Annotated in this window: 16 protein-coding genes; 4 read left to right on the plus strand and 12 right to left on the minus strand. The window is 72.6% G+C overall.

What is annotated here, in order from left to right; all coding sequences use genetic code 11:
• Positions 1-57: 57 nt before the first annotated feature.
• The 5 genes from ACFWA7_RS36185 to ACFWA7_RS36205 form a co-directional block, all read right to left on the minus strand.
• Entirely contained in the window at positions 58-999 is a 942-nt protein-coding gene (locus ACFWA7_RS36185; RefSeq protein WP_385548085.1) for an ROK family glucokinase, read from the minus strand.
• Positions 1,000-1,065: 66 nt separating this feature from the next.
• A complete protein-coding gene (locus ACFWA7_RS36190; protein ID WP_385827329.1) occupies positions 1,066-1,581 on the minus strand; it encodes a DUF5304 domain-containing protein in 516 nt (171 codons plus the stop codon).
• 66 nt (positions 1,582-1,647) lie between these two features.
• Positions 1,648-2,832: an ArsA family ATPase gene (locus tag ACFWA7_RS36195; RefSeq protein ID WP_385548091.1), complete on the minus strand. Its 1,185-nt coding sequence runs from the start codon at positions 2,830-2,832 to the stop codon at positions 1,648-1,650.
• A 1-nt stretch (position 2,833) separates the two neighbouring features.
• Complete coding sequence (locus ACFWA7_RS36200; protein ID WP_385548094.1) at positions 2,834-3,304, minus strand: SRPBCC family protein; 471 nt, start codon at positions 3,302-3,304, stop codon at positions 2,834-2,836.
• Positions 3,305-3,397: 93 nt separating this feature from the next.
• Positions 3,398-4,159: a metallophosphoesterase gene (locus ACFWA7_RS36205; protein WP_385548097.1), complete on the minus strand. Its 762-nt coding sequence runs from the start codon at positions 4,157-4,159 to the stop codon at positions 3,398-3,400.
• A gap of 271 nt (positions 4,160-4,430) precedes the next feature.
• Here ACFWA7_RS36205 and ACFWA7_RS36210 point away from each other — a divergent pair, with 271 nt between their 5' ends.
• On the plus strand, positions 4,431-6,227 hold the full coding sequence (locus ACFWA7_RS36210; protein WP_385827331.1) for an AMP-dependent synthetase/ligase: 1,797 nt from the start codon (positions 4,431-4,433) through the stop codon (positions 6,225-6,227).
• Positions 6,228-6,260: 33 nt separating this feature from the next.
• Here the strand turns inward: ACFWA7_RS36210 and ACFWA7_RS36215 are convergent, their stop codons facing one another.
• Positions 6,261-7,880, minus strand: a complete 1,620-nt coding sequence (locus ACFWA7_RS36215; RefSeq protein WP_385548103.1) for a GMC oxidoreductase — start codon at positions 7,878-7,880, stop codon at positions 6,261-6,263.
• 510 nt (positions 7,881-8,390) lie between these two features.
• On the minus strand, positions 8,391-9,533 hold the full coding sequence (locus tag ACFWA7_RS36220; protein WP_385827333.1) for a glycosyltransferase family 4 protein: 1,143 nt from the start codon (positions 9,531-9,533) through the stop codon (positions 8,391-8,393).
• A gap of 152 nt (positions 9,534-9,685) precedes the next feature.
• On the opposite strand from ACFWA7_RS36220, the gene ACFWA7_RS36225 reads away from it, so the two are divergent.
• Positions 9,686-10,876: a glycosyltransferase 87 family protein gene (locus ACFWA7_RS36225; protein ID WP_385548109.1), complete on the plus strand. Its 1,191-nt coding sequence runs from the start codon at positions 9,686-9,688 to the stop codon at positions 10,874-10,876.
• A gap of 438 nt (positions 10,877-11,314) precedes the next feature.
• Here the strand turns inward: ACFWA7_RS36225 and ACFWA7_RS36230 are convergent, their stop codons facing one another.
• The 5 genes from ACFWA7_RS36230 to ACFWA7_RS36250 form a co-directional block, all read right to left on the minus strand.
• Positions 11,315-12,544: a hypothetical protein gene (locus ACFWA7_RS36230; protein ID WP_385548112.1), complete on the minus strand. Its 1,230-nt coding sequence runs from the start codon at positions 12,542-12,544 to the stop codon at positions 11,315-11,317.
• A 16-nt stretch (positions 12,545-12,560) separates the two neighbouring features.
• Positions 12,561-13,577, minus strand: coding sequence for an NlpC/P60 family protein (locus tag ACFWA7_RS36235; protein WP_385548114.1), 1,017 nt, complete (start codon positions 13,575-13,577; stop codon positions 12,561-12,563).
• Positions 13,578-13,841: 264 nt separating this feature from the next.
• A complete protein-coding gene (locus tag ACFWA7_RS36240; protein WP_385548117.1) occupies positions 13,842-14,867 on the minus strand; it encodes an NlpC/P60 family protein in 1,026 nt (341 codons plus the stop codon).
• A 256-nt stretch (positions 14,868-15,123) separates the two neighbouring features.
• Positions 15,124-16,485: an NYN domain-containing protein gene (locus ACFWA7_RS36245; RefSeq protein WP_385548120.1), complete on the minus strand. Its 1,362-nt coding sequence runs from the start codon at positions 16,483-16,485 to the stop codon at positions 15,124-15,126.
• Positions 16,486-16,527: 42 nt separating this feature from the next.
• Positions 16,528-16,773, minus strand: a complete 246-nt coding sequence (locus ACFWA7_RS36250) for a hypothetical protein (RefSeq protein WP_361377245.1) — start codon at positions 16,771-16,773, stop codon at positions 16,528-16,530.
• A gap of 199 nt (positions 16,774-16,972) precedes the next feature.
• Here ACFWA7_RS36250 and ACFWA7_RS36255 point away from each other — a divergent pair, with 199 nt between their 5' ends.
• A complete protein-coding gene (locus tag ACFWA7_RS36255) occupies positions 16,973-17,716 on the plus strand; it encodes a rhomboid family intramembrane serine protease (protein WP_385548125.1) in 744 nt (247 codons plus the stop codon).
• Complete coding sequence (locus tag ACFWA7_RS36260) at positions 17,713-17,994, plus strand: Lrp/AsnC ligand binding domain-containing protein (RefSeq protein WP_361377251.1); 282 nt, start codon at positions 17,713-17,715, stop codon at positions 17,992-17,994. Before ACFWA7_RS36255 ends, ACFWA7_RS36260 begins: the two co-directional genes overlap by 4 nt.
• Positions 17,995-18,135 lie beyond the last annotated feature (141 nt).

Below are 18,135 nucleotides of genomic sequence, written 5' to 3' on the forward strand. Positions count from 1 at the left end.
CGTGACGGACGCGGCGGGCGCTCAATCAGCCTGAAAACACGGTGTGGAAGACGGCGCTCAGCCCTGACGGGCCAGGTCCGCCGCGCCCACCAGACCGGCCTTGTTGCCGAGCTGCGCGGCCAGCACCTGCGCGTGCGGCCGCCACTCGCCGCCGATCAGCCAGCGCCGGAACGACTTGCGGATCGGGTCCAGGACCAGCTCGCCCTCGTCCGAGACGCCGCCGCCGACGATGAACGCGGAGGGGTCGAAGAGCGAGGCCAGGTCGGCCAGGCCCGCGCCCGCCCAGCGGGCCAGCTCGCGGAAGGAGTCCACCGCGACCGGGTCACCCTGGCGGGCGGCCGCGCTGATGTGCTTGCCCTCGATGCCCTCGACCGTGCCGTCCCCGAGGGCGAGCAGGATCTCGGCGTTCTCGGGGGTCGCGTTGGCGCGCTGGCGGGCGTACCGCACGAGCGCGCGCCCCGAGGCGTACTGCTCCCAGCAGCCCTGGCTGCCGCAGCCGCACAGCAGCCCGTCGGGCACCACGCGGATGTGGCCGAACTCGGCGGCCACGCCGAAGCGGCCGCGGCGCAGCTTGTTGCCGATGATGATGCCGCCGCCCAGGCCCGTGCCGAGCGTGATGCAGATGACGTCCTCGTGGCCCTGGCCCGCGCCGAAGCGGTACTCGCCCCAGGCCGCCGCGTTGGCGTCGTTCTCGACGACCACGGGCAGCCCGACCCGCTGCTCGACCTTGTCCTTCAGCGGCTCGTGGCGCCAGTGGATGTTGGGTGCGAACAGCACGGTGGCGCGCTTGTCGTCGACGTATCCGGCGGCGCCGATGCCGACGGCCTCGATCTCGTGCCCCTTGCCGGCCCCTTCGACCGCGGCGCAGATCGCGTCCACGATGGCGTCAGCGGTCGGCGGCGTGGGCACGGTGTGCGTCTCCAGGATGCGGCCCTCCTCGTCGACCACTCCCGCCGCGATCTTGGTGCCGCCGATGTCGACGCCGATGGTGAGTCCCATTAAGTCCCTCAGTTTTCGGTCGAGCCCCGCTAAGGCCAACCGTACCCGAGGGCGGGCACCCGTCAGTCAGTCCAGGTCGATGTGCTCGGTCGGCCCCGCGCCCGTCCCGCCGTCGTCCTTCTTCGGCTCGCCCGAGGACCCGTCCGAAGACCGGCCCGGCCCCGTGCCCGAGGACCCGTCCGAGGCCCAGCGGCGCTCATGGCCCTCGACCGCCGACCGGTAGGCCGCGAGCAGCTCGCCACCGGCCGCGGCGAGGTGGTCGAAGACCTGCGGGTTGCGCTCGATGACCGGCTCGACCACGGCCTTCGCCTGGCCGATCAGCTGCTGTACGGCGCTCTGCGCGGCCATGCCGGGCAGCGAGGACTGGAGGGACGCGACCTTGTCGGCGACGGCGTCGACCAGCTTGCGCAGTTCCTCGGCGGCCGAGCCGGGGATGGGGTGTCCCCTGCCCGAGCGAAGCCGAGAGCTTGGGGAAGGGCCGTAGGTGGCGCGGCGGCGCGCCTTCTCCTCGGCGAGGTCCTCGGCGCACGCGTCGGCCCAGGCATCCGCGTCGGGGGCGGGAGGCTCGGTGGCTTCGCTCATGGCGGACTCCAGCTGCTGAAGAGAAGGGTCTGTTCTCTCGACGTTACCCGAACGGGGGTACGGCGTTCAGCGCGTGCGGGGCCACAGATCCGGGTCGGGGGTGAACCGGATCCGCAGGACGCCGCCGGTGAGCCCGGCGCCGGAGACCGTGCAGCGGCGCAGCGCGGAGGGCAGGGTGGTGATCTTGCGGAACGGGCCGACGGTGAGCAGGAGTTCGTCGCCGCGCCGCACCAGGCCGAGCCCGTCGCGGGCGGCGCCGGGCAGCGGCAGGTGCCACACCAGGACGCCGTCGTCGGCCAGCCGGTCCTCGATGTGCCAGGGCCCGGGGCGTACGGAGGCGTCGCCGTCCTCGGAGAAGAGGCCGATCTCGCCGGTCGGCCCGTCGATCAGTTCATCCAGCTCGTCGATGCCCCGGGGGTCGCGGCCCAGGTGCGGGACCTCGTGCAGCGGTACGGCGGCGAACTCCTCCGCCAGCTCCTTGAGCACGCACTGCTGCTGCCCGGAGAGGGCGGCGAGGAAGGGGTCCGCCGAGCCGGTGGGCAGCACGCGGTTGGCGACCACCGCGTCCAGCGCCGCCCCGTGCAGGGCGAGGCCGAGGCGGGCGGTGCGCAGGGCGGCCGCGGCGGCCGGCGAGGGCTCGGCGACCAGCCGTACGGTCGTCGCCGGGTCCTCCACCACGGCCTCGACGGCGGCCAGCTCCGCGTCCCAGCGGGCGGCCGTCTCGTACAGCCACTGCGCGGGCATCGGGACCCCGGCGAGCTGGGCGAGGACCGGGCGCAGCGAGCGGGCGGCCTGGCGCTCGGGCGGCAGGAGGCGGCGCAGATAGCGGCGCAGCTGCCCGGGCAGGGCGAGGGCGGCGACGCTCTGATGGACCGGCGGCATGTCGACGACGACCAGGTCGTGGTCGCCCGCCGCCGCCTCGCGCAGGGCCTTGAGCAGGGCCAGCTGCTCGGCGCCGGGCAGCTCGGTCAGCTCCTCGCCGTCGAGGCGGCCGGCGCCCAGGAGTTCCAGGACGGTCCCGGCCCGGTCCTGGAGGGCGAGCAGTTCGGTACGGAAGTGGGCGCCGGAGTCGATACGTACGACGTCGAGGCGCGCCACCTCCTCGCCGCCGAGCAGCCGGGCGAGCGGGTCGTCGCGGTCGCCGCTGAGGAGCAGGACGCGCTCACCGCGCCGGGCGGCCGCCAGCGCGGTCGCGGCGGCGACGGTGGTACGGCCCGCGCCGCCGGGACCGGTGACGAGGACCGTACGCACGTCAGGCCTTCTCGGCCCCGTCGGCGGAACCGGCCGCGCCGGACTCGACGCGCTTCTTCAGGCCCGCGAGCGCGCGGTCGATGATGACCTTCTCGGCCTTGCGCTTGATCATGCCGAGCATGGGGATCTTGACGTCGACAGTCAGCTGGTAGGTGACCTCGGTGTGGCCGCCGGGGGCGCCGACGAGGCTGTAGGAGCCGTCGAGGGCGCGCAGCATCTGGGACTTGACCAGGCTCCAGCTCACCTTGTGGGGGCCGTCCCAGGTGTACTTGAGGATGTGGTCGTCCTTGATGGCGCCCGCGTCGAGCACCAGGCGGACCTGCTCGGCCCGGCCCTCGGCGTCCTTGGACAGCACCTCGGCCTGCTTCACCTCGCCGGTCCACTCCGAGTACCGGGCGAAGTCGGCGATCACCCCCATCACCTCGGCCGGTGCCGCCTCGATGGTGATAGACGAGCTGGTGTGTTCCGCCATCGTCGTGGCTCCTCCAGTGCGCGGGCCGGTGTGTGGGGGTCGGTAGACGTGCAGGCTATCGCGTGCGGCCGGGGCCTCTGCCCGGAGCCCGGGTCACCACTCCAGGGCGAAGGGCCGGGACGTGGCGGCGAAGTGGCCGACGTTCACGCACTCGGTGCGGCCGACCCGTACCCGGCGGGCGAGCGGCTGGTGGACGTGGCCGAACAGGGCGTACCGGGGTTTCGTCCTGCGGATGGCTTCGAGCAGGGCGCGCGAGCCGCGTTCGAAGCGGCGGGGCACCGTGTCGTAGCAGAGCTCGGGAACGTCCGGCGGGATGTGCGAGCAGAGCACGTCGACCTCGCCGAGCGCCTCGACCTTGGCCGCGTACTCCTCGTCGGAGACCTCATAGGGCGTCCGCATCGGGGTGCGCAGCCCGCCGCCCACGAAGCCGAAGACGCGCCCGCCGATCTCGACCCGCTCGCCGTCCAGGACGGTGGTGCCCGGTCCGGCGTACTGCGGCCAGAGGGTCGGTATGTCGACATTGCCGTAGGTGGCGTACGTCGGGGTGGGGAAGGCGGCGAACATCTCGGCGTACTGACGGCGGACCGCCGACTCGATGGCCGCCTCCCGGTCGAGTCCGGCCCAGAGCGAGCGGCCCAGCTCACGGGCCTCCTCGAAGCGGCGGGCGGTGCGCAGCGCGACGATCCGGTCCGCGTTCCGGACACCGAAGAGGTCGGGGAAGATCCCTCGCGAGTGATCGGCGTAGTCGAGGAAAAGGACGAGGTCACCCAGGCAGACGAGGGCGTCCGCGCCGTCGCCCGCCTTCGCCAGGCCCTCGGCGTTCCCGTGCACATCGCTGATCACATGTACTCGCATGCAGCCACCCTAGGGCGCCGGACCTGCGGTTACTTCCGAGTCGCGAAAGGAGTGGACTACTGTGCGTGAAGCGGCACGAAATCCGTGTGACGCAGCGAACATCTGACCAGGACCCCCTATCGGGAACCCACTACCGGTGGGTAACGTCCGGGCAGTCCAGTCGTGCTCGGAGCACCGCCCCCACGGGTTCTCCGGGCACCTGCCCGATCTTGGACCAAGCCGGTGCGTCACACAGAGCCGTGGCACCGGCGCCCGATGAGGAGCAGCAGTCTTGCGCGAGTTCAGCCTTCCGGCCCTGTACGAGGTCCCCACGGACGGCAACCTGACGGATCTGATCCGCCGCAATGCCGCTCAGCATCCCGATGTCGCGGTCATGGGCCGCAAGGTCGCGGGACGCTGGACCGACGTTTCCGCCACCCAGTTCCTCGCCGAGGTCCGCGGTGTGGCCAAGGGCCTCATCGCCGCCGGTGTCGAGCCGGGCGACCGGGTGGCCCTGCTCTCCCGCACCCGCTACGAGTGGGTGCTGCTCGACTTCGCCATCTGGAGCGCGGGCGCGGTCACCGTCCCCGTGTACGAGACGAGCTCGCCCGAGCAGATCCAGTGGATCCTCGGCGACTCCGGCGCGACCCTGTGCGTCGTCGAGTCCGAGGCGCACCAGGCCTCCGTCACCTCCGTGCAGTCCGGGCTGCCCGCCCTCAAGGGCGTCTGGCAGCTGGACGCGGACGCGGTGGCCCAGCTCACCGCGACCGGCGCGGACGTCTCCGACGAGCTGCTCGACCAGCGGATGTCCTCGGCGCACGCGGACGACCCGGCGACCATCGTCTACACCTCCGGCACCACCGGCCGCCCCAAGGGCTGTGTGCTCACCCACCGCGCCTTCTTCGCGGAGTGCGGCAACGTGGTGGAGCGCCTCAAGCCGCTCTTCCGCACCGGCGAGTGCTCGGTCCTGCTCTTCCTGCCCGCCGCCCATGTCTTCGGGCGGCTGGTCGAGGTGGCGTCCGTGATGGCGCCGATCAAGCTCGGCTGCGTACCGGACATCAAGAACCTCACCGACGAGCTGGCCTCGTTCCGGCCGACGCTGATCCTCGGTGTGCCGCGGGTCTTCGAGAAGGTCTACAACGCGGCGCGGGCCAAGGCGCAGGCGGACGGCAAGGGCGCGATCTTCGACAAGGCCGCGCACACCGCGATCGCCTACAGCCGCGCGCTCGGCACGCCGCAGGGCCCGTCCCTCGGCCTCAAGATCAAGCACCGGGTCTTCGACAGGCTCGTCTTCAGCAAGCTGCGCGCGGTACTCGGCGGCCGCGGCGAGTACGCGATCTCCGGCGGCGCGCCGCTGGGCGAGCGGCTCGGCCACTTCTACCGGGGCATCGGCTTCACGGTCCTGGAGGGGTACGGCCTCACCGAGTCCTGCGCGGCGACCGCGTTCAACCCGTGGGACCGGCAGAAGATCGGCACGGTCGGCCAGCCGCTGCCGGGTTCGGTGGTGCGCATCGCGGACGACGGCGAGGTGCTGCTGCACGGCGAGCACCTGTTCACGGGGTACTGGAACAACGAGGCGGCGAGCGCCGAGGCGCTGGCCGACGGCTGGTTCCACACCGGTGACATCGGCACCCTCGACGAGGACGGCTACCTCGCGATCACCGGCCGCAAGAAGGAGATCATCGTCACGGCGGGCGGCAAGAACGTCGCCCCGGCGGTGATCGAGGACCGCATCCGTGCGCACGCGCTGGTCGCGGAGTGCATGGTGGTCGGGGACGGGCGGCCGTTCGTGGGCGCGCTGGTCACGCTCGACGAGGAGTTCCTGGCCCACTGGGCCGCGGACCACGGCAAGCCGGCCGGTTCGACGGCGGCCTCGCTGCGCCAGGACGCGGAGCTGCTCGCGGAGGTGCAGCGGGCGGTGGACGACGGCAACGCCGCGGTCTCCAAGGCGGAATCGGTGCGGAAATTCCGCATTCTCACCTCCCAGTTCACGGAGGAGGCGGGGCACATCACCCCGTCGCTGAAGCTGAAGCGCAACGTCGTGGCGAAGGACTTCGCGGACGAGATCGAGGCGATCTACGCCCACTGAGGCGCACGCGGGCCTGCGCGGGCCTGCGCGGGCCTACGCGGCGAAGTCCTCCGCGAGGACGCGTTCGAGGTTGCGCTCGGCGAGCGCCGTGATCGTGACGAACGGGTTGACGCCGATGGAGCCGGGCACGAGGGCTCCATCGGTGACGTACAGGCCCGGATACCCCTTCACCCTCCCGTAGCCGTCGGTCGCCCGCCCCAACGGGCAGCCGCCGAGCGGGTGGTAGCAGAAGTCGTCCGCGAACGGCGTGTTGTTGCCGAACAGGTCGTACCGGTAGATCGTCGCGTTCTTGAAGTTGATCCGGTCGAAGAGCCTGCGGGTCGCGTCGACCGAGGGCTGGTTCTGCGCCTTCGTCCAGTTCAGCCTGGCCGAGTCGGTCGCCGGGTCGTACGTGAAGGTGCCGCGCTGCGGGTTCTTGGTGATCGCCAGGTACAGGCTCACCCAGTGCTCGAAGCCCATCGGCAGCGGGGCGATCTCGGCGAACACCGGGCTGGCGGCGTTGTCCCAGTCGTCGATGCCCAGGGCGGGCATGGTGGCCTCGTTGGCGCCGACCGTGTCCCACATGTGGTTGGCGCGGGCGGTCATGATGTTGCCGTTGGTGCCCCAGCCGGTGCCGACGGCCGGGTCGAGGGCGGGCAGTGTGCCGGTCTCGCGGGCGCGCAGCAGCAGTTCGGTGGTGCCGAGGCTGCCGGCGCCGAGGAAGAGCTTCCCGCAGCCGATCTCCCGGGTCTCCACGACCTTGCCGGCCGGGTCGGTCCGGTCGGCGGTGACCACGTACCCGCCGTCGGGCTGACTGCGGATCGCGCGGACGTGGTGCAGGGTCTCGATGGTGACCCTGCCGGTGCCGAGGGCCGCGGCGAGGTAGGTCTTGTCGACGGACCGCTTGCCGTAGTTGTTGCCGTAGATGACCTCGCCCGCGAGCGCGGACTTGGTGGCGGTGCCGGCCGCCTCGCGCCGCATGTACCCGAAGTCGTAGACGTTGGGCACGAAGACGGTCTTCAGGCCGGCCTTCTGGGCCGCCTTGCGCGAGGTGCGGGCGAACTTGTACCACTCGGTGGACTCGAACCAGGCCGGGTCGATGGAGTTCACACCGAGCATGGCGTTGGCGCGCGGGAAGTACGTGGTGTACATCCCGGCGGCGTCGACCTGCGGCAGGACCTCCGCGAAGTAGTCGCGGCGCGGGGTGACGGCCATGCCGCCGTTGACCAGCGAGCCGCCGCCGACGCCGCGCCCCACGTACACGGACATGTCGCCGTAGTTCACCCGGTCGAGGACGCCGGGGTAGGGGCTGATGTTCCTGTTGACGACATCGAGCCAGAGGAACGTGGCGAGAGGTGCCTCGGTCCGGGTGCGGAACCACATGGAGCGCTGGTCCGGCGCGGAGGTCGAACAGAAGACCTTGCCGTCGGAGGCGGGGGTGTCCCAGAGTCCGCCCATCTCCAGGACGAGGGTCTGGACGCCGGCCTGCCCGAGCCGGAGCGCGGCCACGGCGGCGCCGTAGCCGGAGCCGATGACCAGGGCGGGGGTGTACGTGGCCGGAGCGGCCTCGGCGGCGCGGGCGGGGTTGAGTGTGATGCGGGTGAGGCCCAGGAGTGCGGCCGTCTGGAGGGCGCCGAGCCCCAGGAGGTGACGGCGCGTCAGATTTGGTGTCATGCGCGCAGCATGGGCGGAATTTGGCCTTCCGCCCAGGGTTCACGTTGTCTCAAATCTGAGTGACCGTCAGGGGTGGGAGTGTGGTGGGCCCGGGGTTCGCCTGCGGGTGAGTGGGGGGGCTGGCCGCGCCCACGCGGCGGAGCCGCACCGCTGGGGGGTTGGGGGTGCGCCACCACGCGCCCTGGCCGCGCACGCGCGGCGGAGCCGCACAATGTCACCGCCCCGCGCCCCTGGGAGGGTTCGGGGTGCGCCACCACGCGCCCTGGTCGCGCCCACGCGGCGGAGCCGCACAATGTCACCGCCCCGCGCCCCTAGGAGGTTGCGGGTGCGGCACCACGTGCCCTTGTCCCGCCCGCGTGGCGGAGTCGCGCGATGTCGGTGCCCCGCGCCCCTAGGAGGTTGGGGCGCGCCACCACGCGCCCTGGTCGCGCCCGCGCGGCGGGCGCCGCGCGATGTCGGCGCCCCGCGCCCCTCCACGTGCCCTCAGCCCCCGCCGCCCGACCCCTACCCTCACAACAACTCCCGCAGCTTCTCCGCCAGGAGGTCCCAGCGCCACCTCTCCTCGACCCACGCCCGGCCCCGCTCCCCCATCCTGCGGCGCAGGTCCGGGTCCTGGAGGAGGGTGACGATGCGGTCCGCCGACTCCTCGGCGGAGCCGCCGCGGACCACCCAGCCCGTCTCGCCGTCCAGGACCGCGTCGGGCGCGCCGCCCGAGTCGCCCGCGACCACGGGGAGGCCGGTCGCCGACGCCTCCAGGTAGACGATGCCCAGGCCCTCGACGTCGAGCCCGCCCCGGCGCGTACGGCAGGGCATGGCGAAGACGTCGCCGGCGCCGAAGTGCGCGGGCAGTTCGGCCCATGGCACCGGTCCGGTGAAGCGGACCGAGTCCGCGACCCCGGTGTCCTGGGCGAGCTTGTGGAGCTCCGTCTCGTACGGGCCGCCGCCCACGATCAGCAGCACCGCGTCCGGCACGCGCGCGAGGATCGCGGGCATCGCGAGGATCAGCGTGTCCTGGCCCTTGCGCGGCACCAGCCGCGAGACGCAGACGACCACTGGCCGGTCGGTCAGGCCGAGGCGCTCGCGCACCGCGGGGCCGCCCGAGCCCGGGTGGAAGGTCTTCTCGTCGACGCCCGGCGGCAGTTGGACCATCCGGTCGGCCGCCCGCTCGGTCAGCGCGGTGGCGATCCGGGAGCGGGTGTACTCGCCCAGATAGGTGATCGTGTCCGTGCCCTCGCCGATACGCCGCAGCAGTTGCCGCGAGCCGGGCAGCTGGGCCCAGCCCGCCTCGTGGCCGTGCGTGGTGGCGACGAGGCGTTCCGCGCCCGCCCGGCGCAGCGCGGGCGCCATCAGGCCGAGCGGCGCAGCGGCCCCGAACCACACCGAGGAGCAGCCGTGCTCCTTGAGCAGCCCGACCGCGCGCCGGGTCACCCGGGGCGTGGGCAGCAGCATGGTGGTGCGGTCGCGCACCACGGTGAAGGGCTGTTCGGCGTCGAAGGCGGCGGTCGCCTCGACGCCCTCCCGGCTCCGCTTCCAGGTGGAGGCGTAGACGACCAGCTGCTCCGGGTCCAGGCGCAGCGCCATGTTGTGCAGGAACGCCTGGATCCCGCCGGGGCGCGGCGGGAAGTCATTGGTCACGATCAAGGTCTTGTGCATCGCCGCCGACAGTACCGAACGGCCCCGCCTCGTCGCTCACGCACGGCCCCGCCGGGCATCATGGCTGCTCGGACTTCCAGAAAGCCGGTCTTACGGACGAGGTGGGCATGTCGGCTGGAAACGGCACAGGGACCGCGAGGAGCACCGGGGCCATGGCGGCGGTGTTCGCCGTCACCCGGTGTCTGCTGCTGCTCTGCGTCTTCCGGGTCCTTCTCGTCCCGGGCCCTGACGTCACCAGCGACGTCTCGGTCATCTACCAGGGCTGGTACGAGGTCCTGAAGACCGGCACCTATCCGCTGGACGACGTCACCTGGCAGTACCCGCCGGCCGCCGCGCTCGCGATCCTCTCCCCCGCCGCCGTGCCCTTCCTCGACTACGCCTCGGGCTTCTTCGTCCTCGCGCTGCTCGCCGACGCGCTGGTCCTCGGGCTGCTGCTCCACGCGTCCGGGCGCCCCGGCAAGTCGCGCGCGGGCGCCCGGCTCTGGGTCTGGGGCGTACCGCTGCTCGGGCCCACCGCGTACGCGCGCTACGACCTGATGGTGACGGCGGTCGCGGTGGCCGCGCTGCTGGCCGGGGTCCGCCACCCCCGGGTCCTCGGCTCGCTCGCCGCGCTCGGCGCCCTGCTCAAGGTCTGGCCCGTGCTGCTGCTCGCCCGGGCCCCCCGCCGGGCGTGGGCGGCGGCGGCCGTCACCGCGGGCGCGTTCCTGCTCGGCTGCCACGCGGTCGCGCCCGGCGCCTTCGCCTTCCTCACCTTCCAGCGCGACCGCGGCACCGAGGTCGAGTCGCTCGGCGCCCTGGTCTTCCATGTGGCCCGCCACTTCGGCTGGCGGGGCCGGGTGCAGCTGAACTACGGGTCGGTGGAGTTCCTCGGCCCGTACGTGCCGCTGGTCTCCACCCTGGCGATGGGGCTGACGGCGGTGGCGTTCGGCTGGCTGCTCCTGTGGCGGCCGCGGGCGCGCCGCACCGGGCCGAGCACGCTCGTGGACGCCGCCTTCACGGCCGTGCTGCTCTTCACCACCACCAGCCGTGTGATCAGCCCGCAGTATCTGGTCTGGCTGGTCGGGCTCGCGGCGGTGTGCCTGGTCTTCCACGGCGCCCCGATGACCCGGCCCGCGTACCTGGTGCTGGCCGCCGCGGGCGTGACGCTGCTGGAGTTCCCGATCTGGTTCTCGCACGTGGTGGCGAGCGACTGGCTCGGGGTGCTGCTCCTGTTCGTACGCAACGGGCTCCTCGCCGTGGCCTCGGTGAGCGCGTGCCGGCGGCTGTGGCGGAGTACGGTCCCCGGCCGTACGCCGCCGGTTCAGCAGATCCGCACCAGGGTCTTCTCGGTCCTGGTCCGCTGACCGGCCGTACGCAGCCACCGGTGCATGCGCGCGACGGCGGCGCACCGGAGCCCCATGGACAGCGCCATCGCCAGACAGATTCCCGGCAGGCCGAGCCAGGACAGGCCGAGGGCGAGCGGCAGTTGGAGGGCGACGCCGCACGCTGAGCGGCCACGACCGGCCGGTGAGCGACGGCGCCCTCCACCCGGCGATCACCCGGCTGGTCAGCTTCTTGGCCGTGAACGACCGAGCTTGTTGGCTCTGGTCGTTCACACCGTTCCTCAACACCCCGGCGAGCTTCTTCCACCGCGACGGCGAGCCCGTACGGGCCGAGGAGAGCCCCGGCCTCTTCCGGCGGGGGATGCTCAGGATCGCCCGCCGGAAGAGGCCGGCACGGCCGAGAAGAAGTGGCCGGCCGAGGCGATCCAGGAGCTGGAGGGCTGAGCCCCGCGCAGCCGGTCAGCCCAGCTGGTCGCGTACATAGGCGCGCCACAGGGCCGTGAACTCCTTCGGCGTGGTGGCCAGTTCCTCGTTCATCGCCTTCTCCAGCGCGCCCTCGCGGTGCTTCTGCCCGCCCACCTTCGTATAGAGGGCGGCGAGCTTCCCCTCGCCCCAGCGCTGGGCAATCATGCGGCACGCCAGCCAGCCGCCCTCGTACGCGCGCGCCAGCCGGTCCGCGCCGCCCTCGAAGCCGAACTCCGCGTCGGCGGGCAGGCCGTCGGGCGCCTCGCCGCGCCGCACCGCCTGCTGGAGCTCCGGCGCGGCCTCGGCGGGGGTGCGCCCGGTGCCCCGGTAGCCGACCCAGTCCGCGTACCCCTCCGAGAGCCACATCGGGGTCGTGGAGGAGGTCCGGGTGCGGGTGGCGACGTGGGTGGTCTCGTGGGTGAGGACGACGCGCCGGCCGAGGTCGCCGAGGACGCCGTACGCCTCGGGGTTGACGATCACCCGGTCCGCGGGCGCCGTCCCGGCTCCGCCCGCCTCGCCGGTGGTCACCGCCGCGATCCCCCGGTACGAGGCCGGGGGCGCGCCGAGCAGCGCCGCCATCGCGTCGAGCGAGGCGGGCACCAGGACCACCACCCGGCCCGCCCAGCGGCCGGGCCAGGCGGCCGAGACGGCGGGCACCGCGCGGTCGGCGGTGTGCGCGATCCGCTGGAGGACCTGACGGTCCTGGCCGACGCCGAGGACCAGGCTGTGCGCACCGCGCACCACGGACACCGGGCCCTGCTGCCACAGCGGCTCGGCGGCCCCTTCGCCGGGCCGGTCACCCGTCACGTACCAGCGCCCGGCCCGCTCGTCGAGCTCGACGACCCTGGCCGAGGTCACCGGCGCGCTGTCGTACCCGTCGAGCCGGTAGCGCAGCTCGACCTGGGCGGTGGCCCGGTCGCCCTTGCGGCTGACCCCGGTCACCCGGTACGCCCAGGCGCCCAGCGGCACCTGGCGCAGATTGGCGAACTCGGCGCGCTGGGCGTCCCGCAGCGTCCCGGCGCCCGGGTCCAGCGCGGCCAGATAACCGCGCTCGTCGTGCCCGAGGACAGCGGCCGCCCGCCCGTCCAGGGTGCGCTGCACCTGGCCGGTGACCGGGTCGGGGGCCGCGTCCGGGGCGGAGCAGGCGGACGCGAACAGCAGCGCGGCGAGACCGAATCCCGCCGTGCGCCGTCGCCACCTGCCACTCAGCCGGCCGTACGCCATCCTCCCGATCGTACGTTCACACGCGGGTGATCGAGGAGATGGGCATCATGCCCACCGGGTCGTAGCGCACCGGCGCGCCCGGGTAGGGGGCGTGGATCACCTGGCCGTTGCCCACGTACATCGCGATGTGGCTGGCGTCGGAGCGGTAGGCGACCAGGTCCCCGGGCTGCGCCTCGGAGAGCGAGACCCGGTGCCCGGCGTACCGCTGGGCCTGCGAGGTGCGCGGCAGCCCCACGCCCGCATGGGCGTAGGACCACTGCATCAGGCCCGAGCAGTCGAAGCCGGACGGCCCGTTGGCGCCCCAGATGTAGGGCCTGCCCACCGCCTGGCGGGCCGCCGCCACCGCGGCCGCCGCACGCCCGGAGGCGGGCACCGCACCGCTCAGGTCGGGCAGTTCGCCGCGCCCGCCGCGCGAGGCCCGGTCGAAGGCGGCGCGCTCGGACGTCGGCAGCGCCAGCAGCACCCGGCGGGCCTGGGCGAGCTTGGACTCGATGGTCCGCTTGTGCCGGGCGACCTCGGCGCGGCTTCGCTCCAGCTCGGCGAGCTTGCGAGTGGCCTCGGTGCGCTGCTGGCCGATCCGCCGCTGCTCCTGATGGAGTTCGCGCAGCTCGGCGCTCTGCCGCTCGCCGATCCGGTCGAGGGCGGCGGCCTTGTCGAGATACGTGTCGGGGTCCTCGGAGAGCAGCAGCGCGAGCGAGGGGTCCAGGCCGCCCGAGCGGTACTGGGCGCCCGCGATCGCGCCCAGCACGCCCCTCATGCGGTTGATGCGCTCCTGGCCGCGGGCGACGCTGTCCTGGGCCTGCTTGACCTGCTCGCGCAGCTGGTCGGCGTGCTCGTCCGCCTTGTTGTACTGCTCGGTGGCCTCCTCCGCCTGCGCGAAGAGCCGGTCGACCCGCTCCTTGCCGGTGTCGCCCGGGTCGGCGCTCGCGGGCGCCGCGAAGGCCGCGGCCGCGGTGGCCGCCGCGGCGGACAGAACGGTGACCCGGGTGCTCTGGGAGAGGCCGGACTGCGTGGGACGGCGATGGGACGCCAAGGAAGCCGCACTCCTTCCGCTGGTGCGGCCCCTGCCGCCCGGGTGGGCGGACGAGTTGGAAGAGTCACGGGGGCACCGCACGCCGGACAGTAGCCGGGCGGCCACGGCGTGCCAACGACCCCGGTGCCTACGCAAAGTGACGCCCCGCCGGAGAACACAGGTCACCGGCGGGGCGTGGCGTCAGCGGGCGTTGCCGGAATTCGCCCGTTCGGAGGGCGACAGCAATCGACTCGTTACGCGGTGGAGGGCGGCGGGGCCCGGCGGTCAGCTGATGCGGACGCCGAACTGGAACGGCATGTTGCCCATGGCCTCGTAGCGGACGTTGGCGCCCGGCTTGGGGGCGTGCAGCACCTGGCCGTTGCCCGCGTACAGGCCGACGTGGTGCAGGTCGCCGTAGAACAGCACCAGGTCGCCCGGCTTGAGCTGGCTGCGGCCGATCTGGGTGCCGGCGCCGGCCTGGGCCTGCGAGGTGCGCGGTATGGAGACGCCCGCCTGCCGGTAGGCCCAGGACGTGAGCCCGGAGCAGTCGAACGAGGCGGTGCCGGTGGCGCCGTACACGTACGGCTTGCCTATCTGGGACTGGGCGGCGGCGAGGGCCGCGGCGCCGCGGCCGGAGGCGGGGGCCTCGTTGCCGAGGTCGGCGCGCTCGTTGGTGCGGTTGGCGCGGGCGTCGTCGGCGGCCAGGGAGGCCTTCTCGGCGGCGGTCAGCGAGTTGAGGAGCTTCTGCGCGGCGGCGAGCTTGGACTGGGTCTCGGCCTTCTTGGTGCCGAGCTCCTTGCGGGTGTCCGCGAGGTCCTTGAGCTTGTCCTGGGCTTCCTTGCGCTCCTGCGCCAGGCTGCGCTGCTTCGACTGGATCTTCTGGAGCGCCTCGGTCTGCTTGGCGCTCAGCTGGTCCAGCGAGGACGCCTTGTCCAGGAAGTCGTCCGGGTTGGCCGAGAGGAAGAGCTGGACCGAGGGGTCGATGCCGCCCGAGCGGTACTGCGCCGAGGCCATCGAACCGAGGCCGTCGCGGAGCTTGTTGAGCTCGTCCTGGCCGCGGGCCACCTTGTCCTGGATCGCGCCGACCTGCTTCTCCAGCTGGTCCTGCTTCTCCTTTGCGCCGTTGTACCTCTCGGTCGCCTGCTCGGCCTCGTCGTACAGCTTGTCGACCTTGGACTTCACTTCGCTCTTCGACGGCTTCGGGTCCGCTTGCGCGGCCTGGGACGTGAGAGCGACTGCTGCGGCAGCGGTCGCGGTGAGCACGGTCACACGGGTGCGGCTCGCAGGCTTGGGTCGACGGTGGGACGCCACGAAGGCGAGCTCCTTCTTCCTCAGCCGCCGAACAGCTCAGACTCGGCGGGACCCTCACGGCCACCCGGACGAGTGATCAACCGCGTGAAGGTTCGAGCCCCGACCCTAGTGACGTTCTTGTGATCAGTTCAAATCCTGATGGGAAAAAAACCTGTCGACAGGAGGATTCTTTACAGTCATCCCACGCGTAGTAATGGGCACTTGACAGAGTGCTGGGAACTGATCACCCGAATTCGGGCATTGAACACAGGAGTTACTAGACGCGCGAAAGCCGCTTCAGGAGCATGACGGACGCAACGGGCCGTGCCCCGGCCTTGGCCACCCCGTCCGCCACCTCACGGTCGGTCGAGACGACCACCACCGGCCGCCCGGACGGCTCCGCCCGCACCAGCTGGCGGATCAGCTCGTCGGCGGTCACACCGGGCTTCGAGAAGAGCACCCGTACGCCACGGGGCGGCGCGAGCAGCACCGGCGCGGCCAGCTCGGCCCCGTCGAAGACGCAGGTCACCTCGGCGCCCGTCTGCGCGGCGAGCACGGAGAGACCGCCGAGCAGCCGCAGCCGCTGCTTCTCCAACGGCATCGTCGGATAGCCGGTCTTGGTGACGTTGTAGCCGTCCACCACCAGATGCACCTGCGGCAGCGCGAGCAGCTGGTCCAGGAGCGCCGGATCGGTCTCCGAGAGCGCCCTGGCCGCGATGTCCTTCGGGGTCATCTGTCCCGGTTCGACCGCATCCACGGTGTCGGCGGGCCGCACCGAGGCCGGGGGCAGGGCGAGTTCGCGCCGCAGCCCGGACGCCGCGTCCAGGACCGTGTCGAGCAGCAGCCGCAGCCGCATGTCCTCGATCGAGCGGCCCTCGCGCACCGCGCGCCGGCTCGCCTCGACGGACGCCTCGGCCTCGGTGAGCCGGGTCCTGATCCGCCGCGACTCGCTCTCGGCGGCGGCCACCCGGGCCGCCGCCTCCGCTCTGATCCCGTCGATCTCACCGGTGACCTTGCGCAGGGCGGCCTCACCGCGCTTGACGTCACTGAGCGCGCTGCGCAGCTTGCGCTGGAGCGCTTCCGCTTCCTTGCGGGCGGCGGCCAGGTCGGTGCGCAGGTCCTCCTGCTCGGTGCGCAGCCGCTCGTGCGCCTCCGCCAGCTCCTGGCGCAGCCGCTCCAGTTCGCGCCGGCCCTCCTCGTCGGCGCGCTCGGCGTCGGCACGCAGGGCCTCCTCGCCGGCGGCGGCGACCAACTTGACCCAGCCGGTGGGCCGCAGCACATACGCGGCGGCCGCCACGTCGACGGGGTCGGCGGCCGCGGGCGGCGCGCCGGACTCCAGGGCGCCCGCCAGCTCCGGCTGCGCCTCCTTCAGGCGCTCCCCGATCCGCTGGCGGAAGACCGGGTCGGACTCCAGGGTCGCGGCCATGGCGTTGCCCGCGAACTTGGCACGACGAGTCGGGGTGAAACGGGCGTACTGCCGCAACTGCGACGGCAGTTCGGCGACGGTCAGCCCACCGAAGGCGTCCGAGACCAGGGCGACGACCCTGCGCCGCACCCCTTCGGGCAGCGGGCGGTCGAGCACCTCGGCGGGGCCGTCACCGGCCGCACCGGCCGGTTCGGCACCGCTTGCATGCTCCACGATCCGTCACCTCAACTGTCGTCCGTCACCCACCGGGGCGGCTCACTCGGAGCCGGTACCCGGCCTGTCCACCAGCTCGATCTGGTCCACCGCGTTGCACCAGCGGCAGCGCACCGACTCGATGGTCTCACTGACCACCTCGCGTTCCTCGACCTTCGGCTCTCCGGCGAGGTCCAGATGGACGTACTCGACGACCTTCGACGAGCGGGTGACGTCGAAACGGGTCAGATTGCCGCAGAGGGTGCAGCGCCACCGGGTGGTGGCGGTGGGCAGGGGAACGCTGGTCATGTGGTGCTGACCTCTTTCCACGGTTCCGCGTCGAGGCTCGGTGCCCGATGCCTCGATGCGCGGTCGGTTCATGGTCCAGGATCTCGCGGTGCGCCGTCGAACTGCGGATGTACTGCCCGTAACCCTACGGCCTACCAGCTGCCCCCCGGCACGGCGAGGCGGTCTGTACCGTTCGGTCCGGTTACGCCATGCTCTGTTCATGATCAAGCCGAGCGCCGTACGGGGCGCGGTGGTACGGGGCCCCGCGGTCACCTACACCGTGCTGGCGCTCTGCTGCCTGGTCTTCCTCGTCAGCCCGGTGTCCGGCCTGAATCCCTCGTACGGGACGGGGGACGCGCTGCTGGCGGCGCAGAGCTCGTATTTCGCCCGGTGGGGTGTCATCCCGAACGAACTCACGGCCGGTGACCCCGGCGCGCTCGTCACCCCCCTCACGGCGCTCTTCGTGCACGGCAACTGGCTGCACCTGCTGGGGAACATGCTCTTCCTCTACGTCTTCGGCGTGATGGCCGAGGAGCGCATGGGCAGGATCGGGTTCGCGCTGTTCTACCTCGGCGCGGGCTACCTCGCCCTGCTCGCGTACGCGGTGGCGCACGCGTCGTCCGACCAGACACTGGTGGGCGCGTCGGGGGCGATCTCGGCCGTCCTGGGCGCCTTCCTCTATCTCTTCCCCCGGGCGAAGGTGACCAGCCTCTTCCCCTTCCTCTTCTTCCTGCCCCTGCGCTTCCCCGCCTCGATGGTGCTGGTGTTCTGGTTCGTGTTGCAGTGGCTGGCGGTACGGGCGGCTCCGACGGGGCCCGGGGTGGCGTACTTGGCCCATCTCGTCGGCTTCGGCCTGGGGTTTCTCTACGCCTGGGGCCGGTTCCGCGGGGCGGCTAGAGTGAAACGACCTGAACGACCGAAGCCACCCGCGTCGGCCGCCACCGAGGGAGAGAACCAGCCGTGATCACCGCGATCGTGCTCATCAAGACCAGCGTGGACCGGATTCCCGAGATCGCGGAGTCGATCGCGTCGCTGGAGAACGTCAGCGAGGTGTACTCGGTGACCGGCACCTATGACTTGATCGCGCTGGTCCGGGTGGCCCGCCACGACGACCTCGCGGACATCATCCCCGGGCGGATCAGCAAGATCCCCGGGGTGGAGGCGACGGACACGCACGTGGCGTTCCGGACGTACTCGCAGCACGACCTGGAGGCGGCGTTCGCCATCGGCCTGGACGCGTAGCCCCCGCCCCGCCCGTTCCCTTAACCCTCCGGGGGCGGGTGGGGGGTGAGGTGGGTTTCCCGGGGGCTGCGCCCCCGGACCCCGTTGCGGGGCCTGCGGCCCCTGCACCCCGCTTCGGGGCTCCGCCCCGGACCCCCTTCG

Origin of the sequence: Streptomyces sp. NPDC059994 (assembly GCF_042737755.1) — a bacterium.
GTDB lineage: Bacteria > Actinomycetota > Actinomycetes > Streptomycetales > Streptomycetaceae > Streptomyces.